Raw genomic sequence first — 16,059 nt, forward strand, 5'->3', positions numbered from 1 at the left:
TCGGTACATCGGCGGCGATCACAGCGCCCTCGCCATCTCGCCGAGATCCCAGAACAGGCCGGCCATGATCATGAGCGCCTCTTCCGTCACCGGCAGCAGAATGTGCTCGTCGGGTGCGTGCTGCGAGCAGCCGGGATAGGAATGCGGCACCCAGATCGTCGGCAAGCCCAGACCTTCCGAAAACACGTCGTTCGGTAGCGAGCCGCCGAAATTCGGCAGCACCGCCGGCGCCTTGCCGGTGGTCTTGCGGATCGAGCCCGCGGTCCAGTCGATCCAGGGACTGTCCATGTCGGTCCGCGACGCCGCAAAGCGTTGCGCGTCGCTGACCTCGACCATCGGAAAGCCGTTGGCATGGAGATGCGCACGCACGGCATCGACGACCTCGCCAATCTTCGTGCCGACGACGAAGCGAAGCTGCAGCACGGCATTCGCCTTTCCGGGAATCGCATTCGCCGGACTTGCGATATTGCCCGCCGACATCGCCAGCACTTCCAGCGTGTTCCAGGCATAGAGCCGCTCGGCGGGCGACAGCCCCTCCTCGCCCCAGTCCGGCGACAGCGCCGGCTCGTCCGCGCTCGGCTCGACCTTCACGTCCGCCAACGTGGCGCAGACCCGATTCGAGATCGGCGGCGGCTTCAACGCCTCCAGCTTCATCCGCCCCTTGCTGTCGACCAGGCTCGCAATCGCGTTCGCCAAGATCGTCGCGGGATTGGCGAGCACGCCGCCCCAATTGCCGGAATGATGCCCGCCCTCGCGCAGGTTGACATCGAGATGGATGCGCAGGCCGCCGCGGCAACCGAGGAAAATCGTGGGCCGCTCGGCCGAAAGCCGCGGCCCATCGGATGCCAGGAACAGATCGGCCTTGAGTTCCTCGCGATGCGCTTCGCAGACCGCCCGCAGGTCCGGCGAGCCGATCTCCTCCCCGGTTTCGATGATGAACTTCGCGTTGAAGCCGAGCCTGCCGCCGCGGGTCTCCCGCACCGCGCGCAGCGCCGCGATATTGATGCTGTGCTGACCCTTGTTGTCGGCGGTGCCGCGGCCATAGACGCGGTTGCCCTTGATCGTGGTCTTCCAGGGGTCGAGATTATCGCGCCATTCGCCGATCATGCCGTCGATGACATCGCCATGGCCGTAGGTGAGCACGGTCGGCCGCGAGGCGTCCTCGAGATATTCGGCCAGCAGATACGGACCCTTGCCCGTCGGCGACTCGATCAAACGCGTCTTGAAATCGAGTTCGGCCAGCGCTGGCTGCAGATTATCAGTCAGATAGCCGCGCAGCGCGGCGCCGCTGCCGGGATTCTGGCTTTCGGTCCGGTAGCCGATACGTTGGTCGAGTTCGCGAAGAAACTCGCCCGATTGAAAATGCTGTCGGACGCGAGCGATCGCATCACCCCTGTCAGCCATAACTTTCCCTTTCGCCGCACCTAGTCGATCGAATTATTCTCTCGACCTCATTATCGGGATACGCCCTATGCTGGAAGTGGCGCAGCGATGCCGGGCTCTGCTAAAATTGCATTCGGCACGCCACAAAGTAAGTATCGAAAGCTTAGCACATGACCAAACAAATCCGGCTCAACGCCTTTGCCATGAACTGCGTGGCGCATCAGTCGCCGGGATTGTGGACCCATCCGCGCGACCGCACCGCGGAGTATAACCGGCTGCCCTACTGGCTCGATCTCGCGAAGACGCTGGAGCGCGGCCGGTTCGACGGCCTGTTCCTCGCCGACGTGCTCGGCGTCTATGACGTGTTCGGCGGCGGCCCGGATGCTGCGCTGCGCAACGCCGCGCAGACGCCGGTGAACGATCCCCTGCTGCTGGTTCCGGCGATGGCCGCGGTGACGAAGCATCTCGGCTTCGGCGTCACCAGCAACCTCTCCTTCGAGCCCCCCTACACCTTCGCGCGGCGGATGTCGACGCTCGATCATCTGACCGAGGGCCGTGTCGGCTGGAACGTGGTGACCGGCTATCTCGACTCCGCCGCGCGCGGCGCCGGCAAGGACAAGCAGACGGCACATGACGACCGTTACGACGTCGCCGACGAATATATGGAAGTGGTCTACAAGCTCTGGGAAGGGTGCTGGGAGGACGACGCCGCGATCCGCGATCGTGCGCGCAGCATCTTCGCCGATCCCGCGAAGGTGCATCCGGTCAGGCACGAGGGCAAGAACTTCCGCCTCAACGCGCTGCATTTGAGCGAGCCGTCCCTGCAGCGCACGCCGGTGCTCTATCAGGCCGGCACGTCGCCGCGCGGCCGGCAGTTCGCCGCGGAGCACGCCGAATGCGTGTTCATGTCCGGACCATCGGCCAAGGTGATCGCGCCGCGGGTCTCCGCCATCCGCGAGCTCGCCGAGCAGAAGGGACGGAATCCGGCCGAGGTCCTGATGTTCAGCATGATGACGGTTATCCTCGGCCACACCGAGGCCGAGGCGTCAGCGAAATATGCCGACTATCGCCGCCACATCAGCCATGAGGGCGCGCTGACCTTGATGTCCGGCTGGACCGGTGTCGATTTCTCCACCTACGGCCTCGACCAGGAGGTCCGCCATGTCCATAACGACGCCGGCCGCACCGCGATGGACAACATCACCCGCGCCGATCCCGATCGCATCTGGAGCGTGCGCGAGGTCGCCGAGCATGTCGGCATCGGCGGCATCGGCCCGGTCATGGTCGGCACGCCGGAAAAGGTCGCCGATGATATCGAGCGCTGGTTCGAGCAGACCGACGTCGACGGCCTCAATGTTGCCTTTGCGATCTCACCCGGCGATTTCGAGGATATCGCCGACATGCTGGTGCCGGAATTGACCCGCCGGGGCCGATACAAGCAGGACTATGCGCAGGGCACGCTGCGCGAGAAACTGTTCGGCGCGGGCCGCGCGCGATTGACCACCGAGCACCCCGCAGGCCGCTACCGCATCAAGGCGCACGCGACGGCGGCGGAGTAGGAGCGACACCGTCTCAGACCGTCATTGCGAGGAGCGTAGCGACGAAGCAATCCATGCCTCCGCTAGCGGAGAGATGGATTGCTTCGCTCCGCTCGCAATGACGCGTTGATAGAGCGCGGCTTAATTCACCGCGTTGCTCACCACCACCTCGATCAGCTTGGCGCCGGGACGGCTGAAGGCGGAGCGCAGCGCGCCCTTCAGCTCACGGGGATCGGTGATCCGTGTCGCTTCCAACCCCAGCGACTTCGCGACGCCGGTGAAATCAACCGCCGGATCGACGAAGTCCATGCCGACATAATGGTCATCGCCATGGAAGGCGAGCAGGCGCTGCTTGATGATGCGGTAGCCGCCATTGTTGACGATGACGAAAGTCAGCGGCAGCTTGTGGTTGGCCGCCGTCCACAGCGACTGGATCGAGTACATCGCGCTGCCGTCGCCGGAAAAACACACCACCGGCCGCTGCGGATTGGCGAGGCTGACGCCGACCGAGGCCGGCAGTCCCCAGCCGATGCCGCCGGAGGCGAGCGCGTGATAGCCATAGCGGTCGCGGTGCGGGCGCAGCGCGATCATCTGGCGCGATGAGGTCAGCCCTTCATCGACCAGGATCGCATTGTCAGGCATCGCCTCGACCACCTGCAGCGCCAGCCAGTCGGGATCGATCGGCGAGGTGCCCTCGGCTTTCGATATCTGCTCGACCAGCGCCTTCCGCTTCGCAGTCCAGTTCTTCGACGCCAGCGCCGCAACGCCCTGCTTCGCCCGCGCTTCCAGCGCGGCGCCGCCGGCCGCCTTCAGCGCCGGAATCAGCGCGCGCAGGGTTTCCTTCACGTCCGCCTTCAGCGCGATCTCGGCGCCGTAATTCTTGGCTAGGTCCCAGTCGACCAGGCCGACCTGCACGATACCCAGACCATCCGGCAGCGGATCGACCTCGCTATAGACCGACATCCGCAAGGGATCGCCACCGAGTGCGATGATGAGATCGTAAGGCGCCAGCGTCTCGCGCGCGAGCTTCTGCACCCGCGCGATCGCGCCCATGAAGCACGGGCTTTCGGAGAGGAAGTGCGCGCCATAGGGCGTCGACGATTGATAGGCCGGCGCGCCCAGCACCTGCGCGAGCTCGGCGGCTTCCTGCAGCGCATCGCTTTTGACGATCTCGTCGCCGGTGACAATCACCGGCCGCTCCGCTTTCAGGATCCGCGCGACCAGAGCCTGCAGCGATTCATCCGACGGCTTCACCCGCGTGTCGACGCGGGTCGCGCGGCCGAGCTCGATGCCGGCTTCGGAATTGAGGATATCGCCGGGCAGCGAGATGAACACCGGCCCGGTCGGCGGCGTGGTTGCGACCTTTGCGGCGCGGCGCACGATGCGCGGCAGGTCTTCCAGTCGCGTCACCTCGACCGCCCATTTCACCAGCGGCTCGGCCATCTGCACCAGCGGGCCGTAGAGCACCGGCTCGGTCAATCCGTGACCCTGCTCCTGCTGACCGGCGGTGAGGATCAACGGCGTGCCGGTGAATTTGGCGTTGAACAACGAGCCCATCGCGTTGCCGAGCCCGGGCGCGACATGGACGTTGCAGGCGACGAGCTTGCCGGAGGCGCGGCTGAACCCGTCGGCCATCGCCACCACCAGGCTCTCCTGCATTGCCATCACATAGGTGAGGTCGGGATGATCCTTCAGCGCATGCATGATCGGCAATTCGGTGGTGCCGGGATTGCCGAACAGATGCGTGATGCCCTCGTCCTTCAACAGCGCCAGGAACGCCGAACGCCCGGTAATGCGATTCTTCATGTCTCCTCCTACCCTCGGGCTCATTGGCGCGCGGGAAGAGGCATCATGACCAAACTTGCCGGCCTCGAGCAATCGCGCCTGCGCTCATGGCTGCCTTGCGCAGAGGCTTGCGGGCACACGGCGTAGCCCGGATGAAGCGCAGCGCAATCCGGGGTTTGCACCGTGTCGCCGGATTGCGCTTCGCTCCATCCGGGCTACGAAGAATCAAAACATCCCCTCGCGATCCGGCCGCTTCTTCTTTTTCGAGCGATGCCAGACCACGCCAGGATAACCCTTCAGCGGCACCAGCGGTTCGCCGGTATAGGCCCACTCCTGCAGCTCTTCGATTGCGATGTGATAGAGCGGTTGCCGGCCGGTACGGCCCAAGAACAGCGCGCGCGGAATGTTCACCATGTGCGCCGAATGCGCGCGCTCGTAAAACAGCGGCGTGCCGCAGGTCGCGCAGAAGCTGCGCACGGTCTTCGTCGCCGGATCCTCATAGCGCGTGATCGCATCCTCTCCCGCGATGATGCGAAACCGCTTGCGCCAGCTCCCGACATAGGTCGCGTAGGCCGCCCCATGCGCGCGGCGGCTCGGCGCGGAATGATCGTGCCAGGCCCAGCGCGCCGGCACGTCGATCTCAAGCCGAACTGCGCCGCACAGGCATTGGCCCGACGCGATACCTCCTGCAGCGGCAGCTTTGGCCATTCTCGCTTCTCGTTTCCTCGTCATTGCGAGGAGCGAAAGCGACGAAGCAATCCATCTCTCCACGCGCGGAACCATGGATTGCTTCGCTGCGCTCGCAATGACAGCGATGTTTACGCCTGTGCCATCTCGTTGTGCGCGGGATAATCGGTATATCCCTTCTCCTCGCCGCCGTAGAACGTCGCGCGATTATACGGCGTTATCGGATAGCTGCGCTGCAGCCGGCGCGGCAGGTCCGGATTGGAGATGAAGATGCGGCCGAAGGCGATTGCGTCCGCGTGTCCCGCGGCGATTGCGGCATCCGCCGTCTCGCCGGTGAAGCCGCCGGCGGTGATCAGGACGCCGCTCCACATCGGGCGGTACAGCACCATCGCCGACGGCACGTTCTGGTGATTGACCTCGGCGCTGCCGGCGCCGGAGGAGCGCGGCTCGATGAAGTGCAGATAGGCAAGCCCGAGCGGATCGAGCGACTTGATGGCGTGGCCGTAGAGCGGCATCGGGTCCGCCTCGCCGCTGCCATTGGCGATGCCGTAAGGCGACAGCCGCACGCCGACGCGGTTCGCTCCCCACACCTCGATCACGGCCTTCGTCACTTCCATCAGGAAGCGCACGCGGTTCTCGATCGACCCGCCATACTGGTCAGTGCGCAGATTGCTGCGCGACTGCAGGAACTGCTCGATCAGATAGCCATTGGCGCCGTGGATCTCGACGCCGTCGAACCCGGCTTTCATCGCGTTCTTCGCGCCTTCGCGGTAGGCCTCGATCACGCCGGGAATCTCAGAGGTCTCGAGCGCGCGCGGCGTCTCGTAATCGACCACCTTGCCGTCCGCCGTCATCGCCTTGAATTCGGACGAGATCGCCACGGCGGAAGGCGCGACCGGCAGCGCGCCGCCCGGCTGGAACGAGGAATGTGAGACGCGTCCGACATGCCAGAGCTGCAGGAAGATGATGCCGCCCTTGGCGTGCACGGCATCGACCACTTTCCGCCAGCCGGCAATTTGCTGCTCGCTGTAGATGCCGGGAATGCCGGGGCTGCCGAACCCGGTATTCACCACAGGCGAGGCTTCCGCGATGATCAGGCCACCCGGCGTGGCGCGTTGAGCATAATATTCCACGTTCAGCGGCCGTGGCGCCAGCGACGGCTTTTCCGCGCGCATCCGCGTCAAGGGCGCCATCGCCACGCGATGCTGGAGCTGGTAGGGACCGAACTTGAGAGGAGAGAAAAGCGACGGGAATTTCATGCCTGCCCCGGATTTTGTGTTGTCGTTGCCGGCACTATAGGGGAGGCACGCGCCGCTGAAAAGCGAGTGGCGGCCACGAGGGCCGCCACTCGGAAGAATACCGCGCCGCTACAGCATGATCCGGAAAAGTGGAACGCGGTTTTCCGAAAAGATCATGCTCAAACAAAGAGTATCAGGCTGTCTTGATCCAGACCGCCTTGACGTTGAGATATTCCTCCAGATGCTGCTTGCCGGATTCACGGCCATAGCCGCTCATCTTGTAGCCGCCGAACGGCACCGCCGGGTCCATCGCCTGGTAGCAGTTGACCCAGACCGAGCCGGCGCGCAGCGCCCGCGCAACCTGATGCGCCTTGCTGACATTGGTGGTCCAGACACCGCTGCCGAGCCCGAACATCGTGGCATTGGCGCGCTGGATCAATTCGTCGGTGTCCTTGAAGGCGATTGCGGAGATGACAGGCCCGAAGATCTCCTCCTGCGCGATGCGCATATTGTCCTGCACATTGGCGAACACCGTGGGCTGCACGAAATAGCCTTTGGCGAGCGGCCCTTCGGTCAGCCGTGCGCCGCCGGCAACCGCCTTCGCGCCCTCCTTCTGGCCGATCTCGAGATACCCACTGACACGCTCCATCTGCTGCTGCGACACCAGGGGGCCGATCTGCGTGTTCGGGTCGATGCCGTTGCCGACCTGCAGCTTCTTGCCGAATTCGGCGACTCGGCCGACGAACTCGTCATAGACCTTCTGCTCGACGAACAGCCGCGTACCCGCGCTGCAGATCTGCCCAGAATTGGCGAACACCGCCATCGCCGCGCCCGGCACCGCCTGGTCGAGATCGGCATCGGCGAACACGATGTCGGGCGACTTGCCGCCGAGCTCGAGCGAGACGCGCTTGAGGTTGCCGGCCGACGCCCGCACGATCGCCTGTCCCGTGACGTGCGAACCGGTGAAGGCGACCTTGTCGACGCCGGGATGCGAGGAGAGCGCTGCGCCCGCGGTCTCGCCGTAGCCCGGCACCACGTTGACGACACCGGGCGGAATGCCGGCTTCCATGCAGAGCTCGGCGAGCCGCAGCGACGTCAGCGGCGCTTCCTCGGCAGGCTTGAGCACAACCGTGCAGCCGGTTGCGATCGCCGGGCCGATCTTCCAGACGCTCGCCGCCAGGGGCCCGTTCCAGGGAATGATGGCGCCGACCACACCGACCGGCTCCTTCAGGGTGTAGGAGAAGATCTCGCCCGGCAGCGAGTTCTCGATGGTCTCGCCATGCAGGGCGGTCGCCTGACCGGCGTAATAACGGAGCATGCCGAGCACCCGCAGGCGGTTGCCGCGGGTGCGGCTGATCGGCGCGCCCATGTCGAGCGTATCGAGCTGCGACAGTTCCTCGAAATTCTTCTCCACCAGTTCGGCCAGCTTCAGGAGCATGCTTTGCCGCTCGAACGGCTTGACCTTGCTCCACGGGCCCTCGAAGGCCCGGCGCGCCGCTGCCACCGCGCGGTTGATGTCTTCCGCGTCGCCTTCGGCCACGGTCGCGAGCAATTCGCCGGTCGCGGGATTGTGGGTCTCGAACTTTTTACCGGAGGCCGCATCGACCCATTGGCCGTCGATCAGCATCTTCTTGTAGGAACCGTCCGCGTAGGGGTGACGCGTGATCGGAATTGCCTGTGTGACAGCCATGTTTGCACTCCCTTGATATGGAACGAGATTTGTATGACGGGCCTTGCCGGTTTCAGACCCGTTATATGCGGAACTCTACAACGGCGACCCGAATCCGTAAAGCAGCCGGCCTCATAGCGGGCAGTGCGGCAATGAAGACCTCCCATGCACCTTCGCGCATGGCATGCCCGCCGTGTTAGCCTAGAGATCGCTGCCACATATTTGTCGGAGAGAGACGATGCCCCACCCCGCCATGTCGCCAAATCATGTCGCCGTAATTACTGGAGGCGCGTCCGGTATCGGGCTCGCCGCCGCCATGCGCTTCGCCGCTTCGGGCATGAAGGTCTGCGTCGCCGACGTCAGTGCCATCAGCCTCCAGGAAGCCGCCACAAAACTGTCATCGATCGCGCCCGGGGGCGCCAACAGCATCATGACCGAAACCGTCGACGTCAGCCGGTTCGAGGATCTCGTGAAGCTGGAAAGCGCCGTACAACAGCGGTTCGGCGGCACCGACATCCTGATGAACAATGCCGGCATCCAGCCGGGCAGCCAGATGTTCGGTCCGCGCGAGAACTGGCAGCGGATTCTGGGCGTCAACCTGTGGGGCATCATCAATGGCACGCATGCCTTCGTGCCGCGCATGATCGAGCGCGGGCGCGACGGCCTCGTCATCAACACCGGTTCCAAGCAGGGCATCACGACGCCTCCGGGCGATCCGGCCTACAACGTATCCAAGGCCGGCGCGAAGGCCTTCACCGAGGCGCTGCAGCATGAATTGCGCAACACGCCGGGCTGCCGCCTCACCGCGCATCTGCTCATCCCCGGCTTCGTCTTCACCGGCCTGACCGCACGCGGCCGCGCCGAGAAGCCGGCCAGCGCCTGGACGTCGGAGCAGACGATCGACTTCATGATCGAGCGCCTGGATGCGGGCGACTTCTACATCCTTTGCCCCGACAATGACGTGCCGCGGCAGCTCGACGAGCGGCGCATCCTCTGGGCCGTCGGCGACATCGTCGAGAACCGTCCCGCGCTGTCGCGCTGGCATCCGGATTATGCGGACGCCTTCGCGGCGTTCGTGAAGGGAAAATAGTCGCCCTATCACCGTCAAGTCCGATCTTGGCAATAGCCGATCTTCCGCAATCGTGATATGCACATGAATATAACGAGGTTCATAACCGGTGAGGCCCCAAGGGCCCGTTCACAGGGAGAGCAAGCCAATGAGTGATTATAATCTTCTGATCGACGGAAAGATGGTACCCGGCGATCTGACAATGCCGGTCCTCAATCCAGCGACCGAAGACGTGCTGGCGCAATGTCCGCGCGCTTCCAAGCAGCAGCTCGATCAGGCCGTCGCCGCCGCCAAGGCCGCCTTCCCGGCCTGGGCCGCCGCGCCGATCGAGGAGCGCCGCAAGCTTGTGATCAAGATGGCTGAGACGATCGAGGCCAATGGCAACGAACTCGCGCGAATTCTGACCAGCGAGCAGGGCAAGCCGCTGGCGGATGCGACGGGCGAGGTCATGGGCATGGCCGCCTTCTTCCGTTATCTCGGCTCGCTCGATCTGCCGATGCGGGTGGTCGAGAATTCCGGCGACCGCCGCGTCGAAGCCTATCGCCGCCCGCTCGGCGTGGTCGGCGCCATCATCCCCTGGAACTATCCGCTGCTGATCCTCAGCTTCAAGCTGCCGACGGCCCTGCTTGCAGGCAACACGCTCGTGGTGAAGCCCGCGCCCACCACCCCGCTCTCGACGCTGCGCTTTGCCGAGCTCGTGCAGGACATCCTGCCGAAGGGCGTGCTCAATGTGATCGCCGACGCCAACGACCTCGGCGACCACATGACGAAACACCCTGATATCCGCAAGATCTCGTTCACCGGTTCAACGGCGACGGGGCAGAAGGTGATGGCGAGCGCTGCGCAGACCTTGAAGCGCATCACGCTGGAGCTCGGCGGCAACGACGCCGGCATCGTGCTCGACGACGTCGATCCGAAGAAGGTTGCGCCCGGCATCTTCGAAGGCGCGTTCCAGAATTCCGGCCAGGTCTGCCTCGCCATCAAGCGGCTCTATGTGCACGAATCCGTCTACGACGAGATTTGCAACGAATTGGTCGCGATAGCGAAGAACACCGTGGTCGATGACGGCTCCAAGCAAGGCACCAAGCTCGGTCCGCTGCAGAACAAGATGCAGTACGAAAAGGTGAAGGCGTTCCTGGAGGACGCCCACAAGAACGGCAACGTGATCGCCGGCGGATCGGCGATGGACCGTCCGGGCTACTTCATCGAGCCCACTTTGGTGCGCGACATCAAGGAGGGGTCGAGGCTGGTCGACGAGGAGCAGTTCGGGCCGGTGCTGCCGATCATCAAATACTCCGACAACGAGGATGTGATCCGCCGCGCCAACGCGACCAATTACGGGCTCGGCGCGTCGGTCTGGTCGTCGGATACCGAGCGGGCTCACAAGGTCGCGAGCCGCATCGAGGCCGGCACGGTGTGGATCAACAAGCATCTCGACATGGCCCCGAACATCCCGTTCGGCGGCGCCAAGCAGTCGGGCATCGGCACCGAATTCGCCGAAGAGGGTCTTGCCGAATTCACCCAGCTTCAGATCATCAACGCGCCGCCGGCGTAACGCGAACCAAAAATCAAACGACCGCGGCCTTCGTGCCGCGGTCGTTTTTTTTCGCCCGCAACGAAGCGGGCGTTTTTCATTTCGGATGTAATACCACAGCGCTACTCCGACTGCGCCGTTCAACTCTCTCTAAACTAGAATTTAAACTCCGCTCGCACGGAGTTGAGCGGTGTGTGCATCGCGATCTCGCAAATGATCGCCACCTGATCGTTATCGCGGGCTGGGTGCGATACTGACGGAGTGGTGTAATGTTACGCAAGATGGTTATCGCATTGTTGGCGGCTGCATCGGTTGGTCTTGCGGCGGCGCCGACGGTAGCGTTGGCGCGCGGTGGCGGAGGCGGCGGCGGCCATGGTGGTGGCGGCTTCGGTGGAGGCGGCGGCCATGGTGGCGGATTTGGCGGCGGCTTTGGCGGCGGTGGATTTCACGGTGGCGGATTTGGCGGTGGTGGATTCCGTGGCGGCTTCGGCGGCGGTGGTTTTCGCGGCGGCTTTGCTGGCGGAGGCTTCCACAGCACGTTCGGCGGCATTCATCAGGGCTTCGGCGGATTCCGCGGTGGCGGCTTCCGCGGCCGCGGCTTCCATGGCTTCCATGGACGGCGCTTCGCCTTCGGCACAGGCTTCGGTGGCGGCTTCTATGATCCCTACTATTACGACGACTACGCCTACGACTATCCTTACTACGGCTACGGCGACACCTATTACGACAACGGCAATTGCTACGTCGTGAACCGCCGCGTCCACACCACGCACGGCTGGCGCACGCAGCCGACGCAGGTCTGCGGCTGATAGGCGAGCGAGAATCCAAAAGGGGCCGGCGGATCTCCGCCGACCTCACACCCTCTCCGGCGTCAGCGCCAGCAGCCTCCGCACCAGCGCGAGTGCGGTTTCGGTGGCGGGGTCGGCTGATGTGACGGGCACGGCGAGCACGATCAGGTCGACCGGATCATGCGAGAGCACGATCACATGCGTGGCGCTGTTGGCTGCAATCAGCGACAGCACGCGCTCGACCGCGGGATCATCAAACGAAGCTCCCCAGGGCGCGTCGGACCGGCGCAGCACTCGCTCCGTCGCCAACAATTCCCGCAGCAGCGACGGATCGTAATGCGCGAGCTCGACCTCACGGTAGCGCCGGGCATGCTCGAAAATCGGATGCCGCGCCAGTTCGGCGATCAATTCATCACGCGTCCTCGCCGTCGACAGCACGGCCGCGTTCAGCACCCCCGGCTCCTGCGCCTCGAACACCGCGCGCAGCGCATCCGTCATCAGGGCGATCGTGAGCACGCCGGCGACCGCGACCGCGCAGAAGCGCTCAATCTGCGCCGCATCGACATCGCCGGCGATGAAGGCGGCGGCGATGCCGAGCAGCGCCGAGCTGCCAAGCCTTAAGGTCATCAGCGCAAGCCCGTGACGCCGCGTCTCGGCACCGCCGCCTGCGATCAGGATCACGGTGACGGTCAAGAGCGCGCCGATCGCACCGAGCCGAACCGGGATGTCCGGAAACAGCGTGCGGAAATCGGTGATCACGAACGGAATCACGATCAGCGCACCGGCTGCGAGGCGTCCGATGCTGCGATTTTCCGACGCCATCAGCGAAGCGCGATCGCGGCTCGCGAGCAACAAGGCGCAGACGACAAAGCCCGCAAGCTGGAATAGCGACAGGGATACGGCATAAGCGGTCGTGAAGCGGGCAAGCCCGAGCGCGCCGCCAAGGCCGAGCAGGATGCCGCCGAACACCGCCAGCATCTTCACCACGCGCGGTGCATGTCGCCGCAGCATCCCCTCGGTCACGACAAGCGCGCCGAGCGGGATCAGCGCCGCCGGAATGACGCTCAAGCGATCCAGCACATCGCTGCCGCTCCACCACGCCACGCCGCGCACAAGGAACAGGAGCGCGATCACGCCGAGTCCGAACAGCAGGCGCCGCGTCAGCGGGCTGTTCGGGTCGCGCCAGTAGAACGTCATCATCGCGACGCAGAGCCCGATCGCGCCGCAGAGATTGACGATAGAATCGGCGATGATTCCGGGATTCATCGGCGCCCATCCTTCTGGTCGCGAGAACGCGGCCGCAGCGAGCCGAACGCGCGCGTATCATCCATCCAGTGGAAGAACGGCAACACCAGCCGCTGCAGCGCCAGCACGGCGGAGGCGGCGATCAGCGCCGGCAGCGAGCCCGCCGGCACCTCGCTCGTGAGATAGCGCCGCGCGCCGGCGAGATCGATGCGGCCGAGCTGCAGCAAATCATCGCCGCGCGCATAGTCGAGCTCGCGGGCGCAGAACTCGCCATAGATCGCGTTGCGGTGCTTTGGTGCGATCTCGAAGCTCTTCTTCAACGCATCCGAGCCGCCGGTGTAGGCATCGGTGATGACGAAGCGTTCCTCGTCAAAGCCAGCCTCGGGGCCAACACCAAACACCGCGCGGTGATGCGCCATGATCCCGCGTGCGAGCTGCAGATGCGCGAAGCTCCGCCGCGCGCCTGACAGCGGCGATGGATAGACATCGGAAAATGTCTCACAGACCATGCCGACCACCGCCGGCACCTGCGTGACATTGGAAATCCATTTCGGACGCAGCCCGTCGCGCGCGAACAGCACCAGCGCGGTCATGCCATAGAGCACCCAGGACAACCCCTGCCCGCGTACATCGGGGTCGACCATCACGAGGCCGAGATGGGTGACGTCGATCGGCGCGCCGTCGAGCTCAACCTCCATCACCGACAGCGCATTGAAGGCGATCGGCCGCCCGGTTTCCTCCTCACAGATCAGCGTGATGATGGCGCGCGCGAGACGCTCTGGCTCGCCGGAGAAGATGCCGTAGGTCAGGCTCTCCTGCGGCAGCGTCTTGGCGGCCACGACGCGCAGCTGCGAGGCCAGTGCCTCCAATTCTTCCGGCGGCAGCGAGCTGCCCGGACGCTCGACGATCCGCGTGCGAAGGCCCGCATGCGTGCGCAAGGTGAGATCGATGTTTGGCTGCGACAACGCCTTGAGCCAGAAGGTGGCGTGGCCGGGCAAGCGCGTCAGTGCCGCGCCGGCTTTGCCAAACCTTTCGCGCAAGCGCGAGACCGAAATGCCGCTCCAGGAAGACGCCATGCCGCTGCCCGTTGTCGGGCCCAATTACTGCCCGTCACCCATTAAGGCGCTGTGAGCGCCGGACGGCGCTCATCGCCAGAAGGTAAATGCTCCCTTGTGCGCCGTCATCGATGCATCCTCGCGGCAAAAAGCGGCGGATGCCAGACATCCGCCGCCTCGAAAAGTTCGGTCCGTCTCCAACTGCCCTGGTCAGGCCACCTTGGACACTTCCATCAGGATCCGTTCCGCCTTGGCGTCCTCGATGCGGTTCACGAGCCTGCCGCTTTCGTGGACGTCGCGAACCGTCTTGGTCAGGGTGACGCAGGTCTGCACCAGCATCACGATGCCCATGGTGAGATAGCCCTTCATCCAGAGATCGACGGGCAGGAAGAATATGCCGACGCCGACCAGGAAGGCGGAGCCGAGGAAGGAGGCATAGGTGAAGGTAACCCAGGCATTGCTGTGGGGCTGGACGTTCTGGTTCATGGCAATCTCTCCTTAAATGAACAATGTTGAGGACTTGAAGGTTCAGGCAGTAGCTGCACGCCCGGCTTTGAGCCGTGCGAGCACGTCGTCGGCGGTCGATTTCATGCGAGGCCCAAAGCCCTGCTCAGCGAGCTTCTCAGCCGTGGCAAGCGGTCCGCTGGCGGTATCGAGTTCGATCAGCGCCTCGTCGGCGGCCTGGGCTTCCATCTGCCGTTCGCGCAACTTGCGCAGCGTGTTCTCCGCTTCCGGCAGCGTGGATTCGTATGGGCGCACCGCCTCGATGCCGCTCCGGCGCAGCGAGCGCACTGCGTCCGAGGCGCGGGCGATGCGGCGGCCGCGGTCGAGTTCGGTGAGCCGCGCCTCGGCATTGGCGACATGGCACTTCAACCGCGCGATCTCCTGACCAAACAGCGTGCGCGCGGTCATCGCGGCGTCGCGGTCGGCTTCGAGATTGGCAATCGCCTGCGCCGCCTCCCGCGCCAGATCTTCGCGGCCACCTTCCAGCGCGGCCGTGGCCCGCGCCTCGAGATCCGCGATCCGCGCATTGGTCGCCTCAAGCCGACGGCCCTCCTGCTGGTCGCCGGCAATCGCCAGCGCCAGCGTCCGCTTGGAGCGGTCGACGGCCGAGGCCGCGTCGCGCATCTGCTGGTCGAGGATGAGGAGGGCCGAGCGATCCTGCAACTCCTCCTCTGCCGCGGCCACGGTGCCGCGAAAAAGCGTGAAAACGGTTTTGAACATTTGCCAGCTCCCTGTTATGAGCATTGCTCACATCATCTTTGTAACGGGAACCTGAGCGTGGTTCAAGAAAATCTTGAGCGTCGCTCATGTATTTAGTTAACAAATGTCCAAGGCCTTGGAACGACGAGCTAAAAACCTCGAGCGGCTGATCGAAGCGGCAGAACGATCGATCGCCGCCGGCGGATTGGCCGGCCTGAAGACGCGCGATCTCGCCAGCGAGATCGGCATCGCCAATGGCGCGGTCTACAATCTGGTCGAGGACGTCGACGAACTGATCCTGCGGATAGGATCGCGCACGCTGGCCCGGCTCGACGCGGCCCTCACCGCGGCAGAGCGCGACGGTCCCGCGGATCCCATCGACACGCTGGTCCGCATCGCGGTCGGCTATTGCGATTTCGCCGCCGACAATCTCGAGTTATGGCGCGCACTGTTCGAGCACCGGATGGCACCGGGCAAGGCGGTCCCGGACTGGGCCATCTCCGAGCAGATGGACCTGTTCCGCCACATCTACCACCCGCTCGCCGCACTCTTTCCGGCGCGCTCGCCGCAAGACGTGAGCGTCACCGCGCGCAGCCTGTTCTCGGCCGTCCACGGCATAGTCGCGCTGGGGTTAGAGCAGAAGCTGATCGCAGTGCCGATCGAAGCGTTGCGCAGCGAAGTCGCCTCCATCGTCCGCGCCATGGTCGAGGGATTGATGGCGAAGGCTAGTTCGTAGCGTCGTAGATTCCATGGGGCGGTGAGCGCGCCCTTTCCGGTAGGTTTGGGTTTCCACACTCGAACCATCGGAGAGTCTGATGCAAGCATCGACCAAGAGCACGCCCACCGCCGGCCATTGTGGCACGAT

The 16,059-nt window shown here is 64.6% G+C and carries 14 protein-coding genes; 5 read left to right on the forward strand and 9 right to left on the reverse strand.

What is annotated here, in order from left to right:
• Positions 1–18 precede the first annotated feature (18 nt).
• On the reverse strand, positions 19–1,404 hold the full coding sequence (locus tag ACZYOF_RS21975; protein WP_463717085.1) for a M20 family metallopeptidase: 1,386 nt from the start codon (positions 1,402–1,404) through the stop codon (positions 19–21).
• A 149-nt stretch (positions 1,405–1,553) separates the two neighbouring features.
• Between ACZYOF_RS21975 and ACZYOF_RS21980 the strand changes: the two genes are divergently transcribed.
• On the forward strand, positions 1,554–2,942 hold the full coding sequence (locus tag ACZYOF_RS21980; RefSeq protein WP_463717086.1) for an LLM class flavin-dependent oxidoreductase: 1,389 nt from the start codon (positions 1,554–1,556) through the stop codon (positions 2,940–2,942).
• Positions 2,943–3,062: 120 nt separating this feature from the next.
• Here ACZYOF_RS21980 and ACZYOF_RS21985 read toward each other — a convergent pair whose 3' ends face one another.
• The 4 genes from ACZYOF_RS21985 to ACZYOF_RS22000 all read right to left on the reverse strand — a co-directional run bounded on the left by ACZYOF_RS21985 (position 3,063) and on the right by ACZYOF_RS22000 (position 8,321).
• The gene (locus tag ACZYOF_RS21985; RefSeq protein ID WP_463717087.1) at positions 3,063–4,727 is read right to left on the reverse strand and encodes a thiamine pyrophosphate-binding protein; all 1,665 of its coding nucleotides are present in this window, start codon (positions 4,725–4,727) and stop codon (positions 3,063–3,065) included.
• A gap of 204 nt (positions 4,728–4,931) precedes the next feature.
• Positions 4,932–5,414, reverse strand: coding sequence for a GFA family protein (locus ACZYOF_RS21990; RefSeq protein ID WP_130583572.1), 483 nt, complete (start codon positions 5,412–5,414; stop codon positions 4,932–4,934).
• A 110-nt stretch (positions 5,415–5,524) separates the two neighbouring features.
• Positions 5,525–6,652: an alkene reductase gene (locus ACZYOF_RS21995; RefSeq protein WP_463717088.1), complete on the reverse strand. Its 1,128-nt coding sequence runs from the start codon at positions 6,650–6,652 to the stop codon at positions 5,525–5,527.
• A 172-nt stretch (positions 6,653–6,824) separates the two neighbouring features.
• The gene (locus tag ACZYOF_RS22000; RefSeq protein WP_463717089.1) at positions 6,825–8,321 is read right to left on the reverse strand and encodes an aldehyde dehydrogenase family protein; all 1,497 of its coding nucleotides are present in this window, start codon (positions 8,319–8,321) and stop codon (positions 6,825–6,827) included.
• Positions 8,322–8,538: 217 nt separating this feature from the next.
• On the opposite strand from ACZYOF_RS22000, the gene ACZYOF_RS22005 reads away from it, so the two are divergent.
• The 3 genes from ACZYOF_RS22005 to ACZYOF_RS22015 all read left to right on the forward strand — a co-directional run bounded on the left by ACZYOF_RS22005 (position 8,539) and on the right by ACZYOF_RS22015 (position 11,712).
• Positions 8,539–9,390, forward strand: a complete 852-nt coding sequence (locus ACZYOF_RS22005) for an SDR family NAD(P)-dependent oxidoreductase (protein ID WP_463717090.1) — start codon at positions 8,539–8,541, stop codon at positions 9,388–9,390.
• Positions 9,391–9,517: 127 nt separating this feature from the next.
• Positions 9,518–10,924 (forward strand): aldehyde dehydrogenase family protein, encoded by a 1,407-nt coding sequence (locus ACZYOF_RS22010; protein ID WP_463717091.1) that lies wholly within the window; start codon positions 9,518–9,520, stop codon positions 10,922–10,924.
• 248 nt (positions 10,925–11,172) lie between these two features.
• Positions 11,173–11,712 carry a hypothetical protein gene (locus ACZYOF_RS22015; RefSeq protein WP_463717092.1) on the forward strand — a complete coding sequence of 180 codons (540 nt, stop codon included), beginning with the start codon at positions 11,173–11,175 and terminating at the stop codon, positions 11,710–11,712.
• 45 nt (positions 11,713–11,757) lie between these two features.
• On the opposite strand, the gene ACZYOF_RS22020 is transcribed toward ACZYOF_RS22015, so the two are convergent.
• The 4 genes from ACZYOF_RS22020 to ACZYOF_RS22035 form a co-directional block, all read right to left on the reverse strand.
• Entirely contained in the window at positions 11,758–12,957 is a 1,200-nt protein-coding gene (locus ACZYOF_RS22020) for a hypothetical protein (RefSeq protein WP_463717093.1), read from the reverse strand.
• On the reverse strand, positions 12,954–14,012 hold the full coding sequence (locus tag ACZYOF_RS22025) for a hypothetical protein (RefSeq protein ID WP_463717094.1): 1,059 nt from the start codon (positions 14,010–14,012) through the stop codon (positions 12,954–12,956). Before ACZYOF_RS22025 ends, ACZYOF_RS22020 begins: the two co-directional genes overlap by 4 nt.
• A gap of 189 nt (positions 14,013–14,201) precedes the next feature.
• Positions 14,202–14,477, reverse strand: coding sequence for a YiaA/YiaB family inner membrane protein (locus tag ACZYOF_RS22030; protein ID WP_130580975.1), 276 nt, complete (start codon positions 14,475–14,477; stop codon positions 14,202–14,204).
• A 42-nt stretch (positions 14,478–14,519) separates the two neighbouring features.
• Entirely contained in the window at positions 14,520–15,215 is a 696-nt protein-coding gene (locus ACZYOF_RS22035) for a PspA/IM30 family protein (protein WP_463717095.1), read from the reverse strand.
• A gap of 103 nt (positions 15,216–15,318) precedes the next feature.
• Here ACZYOF_RS22035 and ACZYOF_RS22040 point away from each other — a divergent pair, with 103 nt between their 5' ends.
• A complete protein-coding gene (locus ACZYOF_RS22040) occupies positions 15,319–15,930 on the forward strand; it encodes a TetR/AcrR family transcriptional regulator (RefSeq protein WP_463717096.1) in 612 nt (203 codons plus the stop codon).
• The last annotated feature ends 129 nt before the right edge of the window (positions 15,931–16,059 follow it).

The organism is Bradyrhizobium sp. LeoA1Lang (assembly GCF_055413685.1).

Bases quoted from the DNA above. Each gene is read 5' to 3' on its own strand.
- ACZYOF_RS21990 (WP_130583572.1), bottom strand. From the start codon at position 5,414: ATGGCCAAAGCTGCCGCTGCAGGAGGTATCGCGTCGGGCCAATGCCTG.
- ACZYOF_RS22010 (WP_463717091.1), top strand. From the start codon at position 9,518: ATGAGTGATTATAATCTTCTGATCGACGGAAAGATGGTACCCGGCGAT.
- ACZYOF_RS22000 (WP_463717089.1), bottom strand. From the start codon at position 8,321: ATGGCTGTCACACAGGCAATTCCGATCACGCGTCACCCCTACGCGGAC.
- ACZYOF_RS21980 (WP_463717086.1), top strand. From the start codon at position 1,554: ATGACCAAACAAATCCGGCTCAACGCCTTTGCCATGAACTGCGTGGCG.
- ACZYOF_RS21995 (WP_463717088.1), bottom strand. From the start codon at position 6,652: ATGAAATTCCCGTCGCTTTTCTCTCCTCTCAAGTTCGGTCCCTACCAG.
- ACZYOF_RS22035 (WP_463717095.1), bottom strand. From the start codon at position 15,215: ATGTTCAAAACCGTTTTCACGCTTTTTCGCGGCACCGTGGCCGCGGCA.
- ACZYOF_RS21975 (WP_463717085.1), bottom strand. From the start codon at position 1,404: ATGGCTGACAGGGGTGATGCGATCGCTCGCGTCCGACAGCATTTTCAA.
- ACZYOF_RS22005 (WP_463717090.1), top strand. From the start codon at position 8,539: ATGCCCCACCCCGCCATGTCGCCAAATCATGTCGCCGTAATTACTGGA.
- ACZYOF_RS22040 (WP_463717096.1), top strand. From the start codon at position 15,319: ATGTCCAAGGCCTTGGAACGACGAGCTAAAAACCTCGAGCGGCTGATC.
- ACZYOF_RS22020 (WP_463717093.1), bottom strand. From the start codon at position 12,957: ATGAATCCCGGAATCATCGCCGATTCTATCGTCAATCTCTGCGGCGCG.
- ACZYOF_RS22030 (WP_130580975.1), bottom strand. From the start codon at position 14,477: ATGAACCAGAACGTCCAGCCCCACAGCAATGCCTGGGTTACCTTCACC.
- ACZYOF_RS21985 (WP_463717087.1), bottom strand. From the start codon at position 4,727: ATGAAGAATCGCATTACCGGGCGTTCGGCGTTCCTGGCGCTGTTGAAG.
- ACZYOF_RS22015 (WP_463717092.1), top strand. From the start codon at position 11,173: ATGTTACGCAAGATGGTTATCGCATTGTTGGCGGCTGCATCGGTTGGT.
- ACZYOF_RS22025 (WP_463717094.1), bottom strand. From the start codon at position 14,012: ATGGCGTCTTCCTGGAGCGGCATTTCGGTCTCGCGCTTGCGCGAAAGG.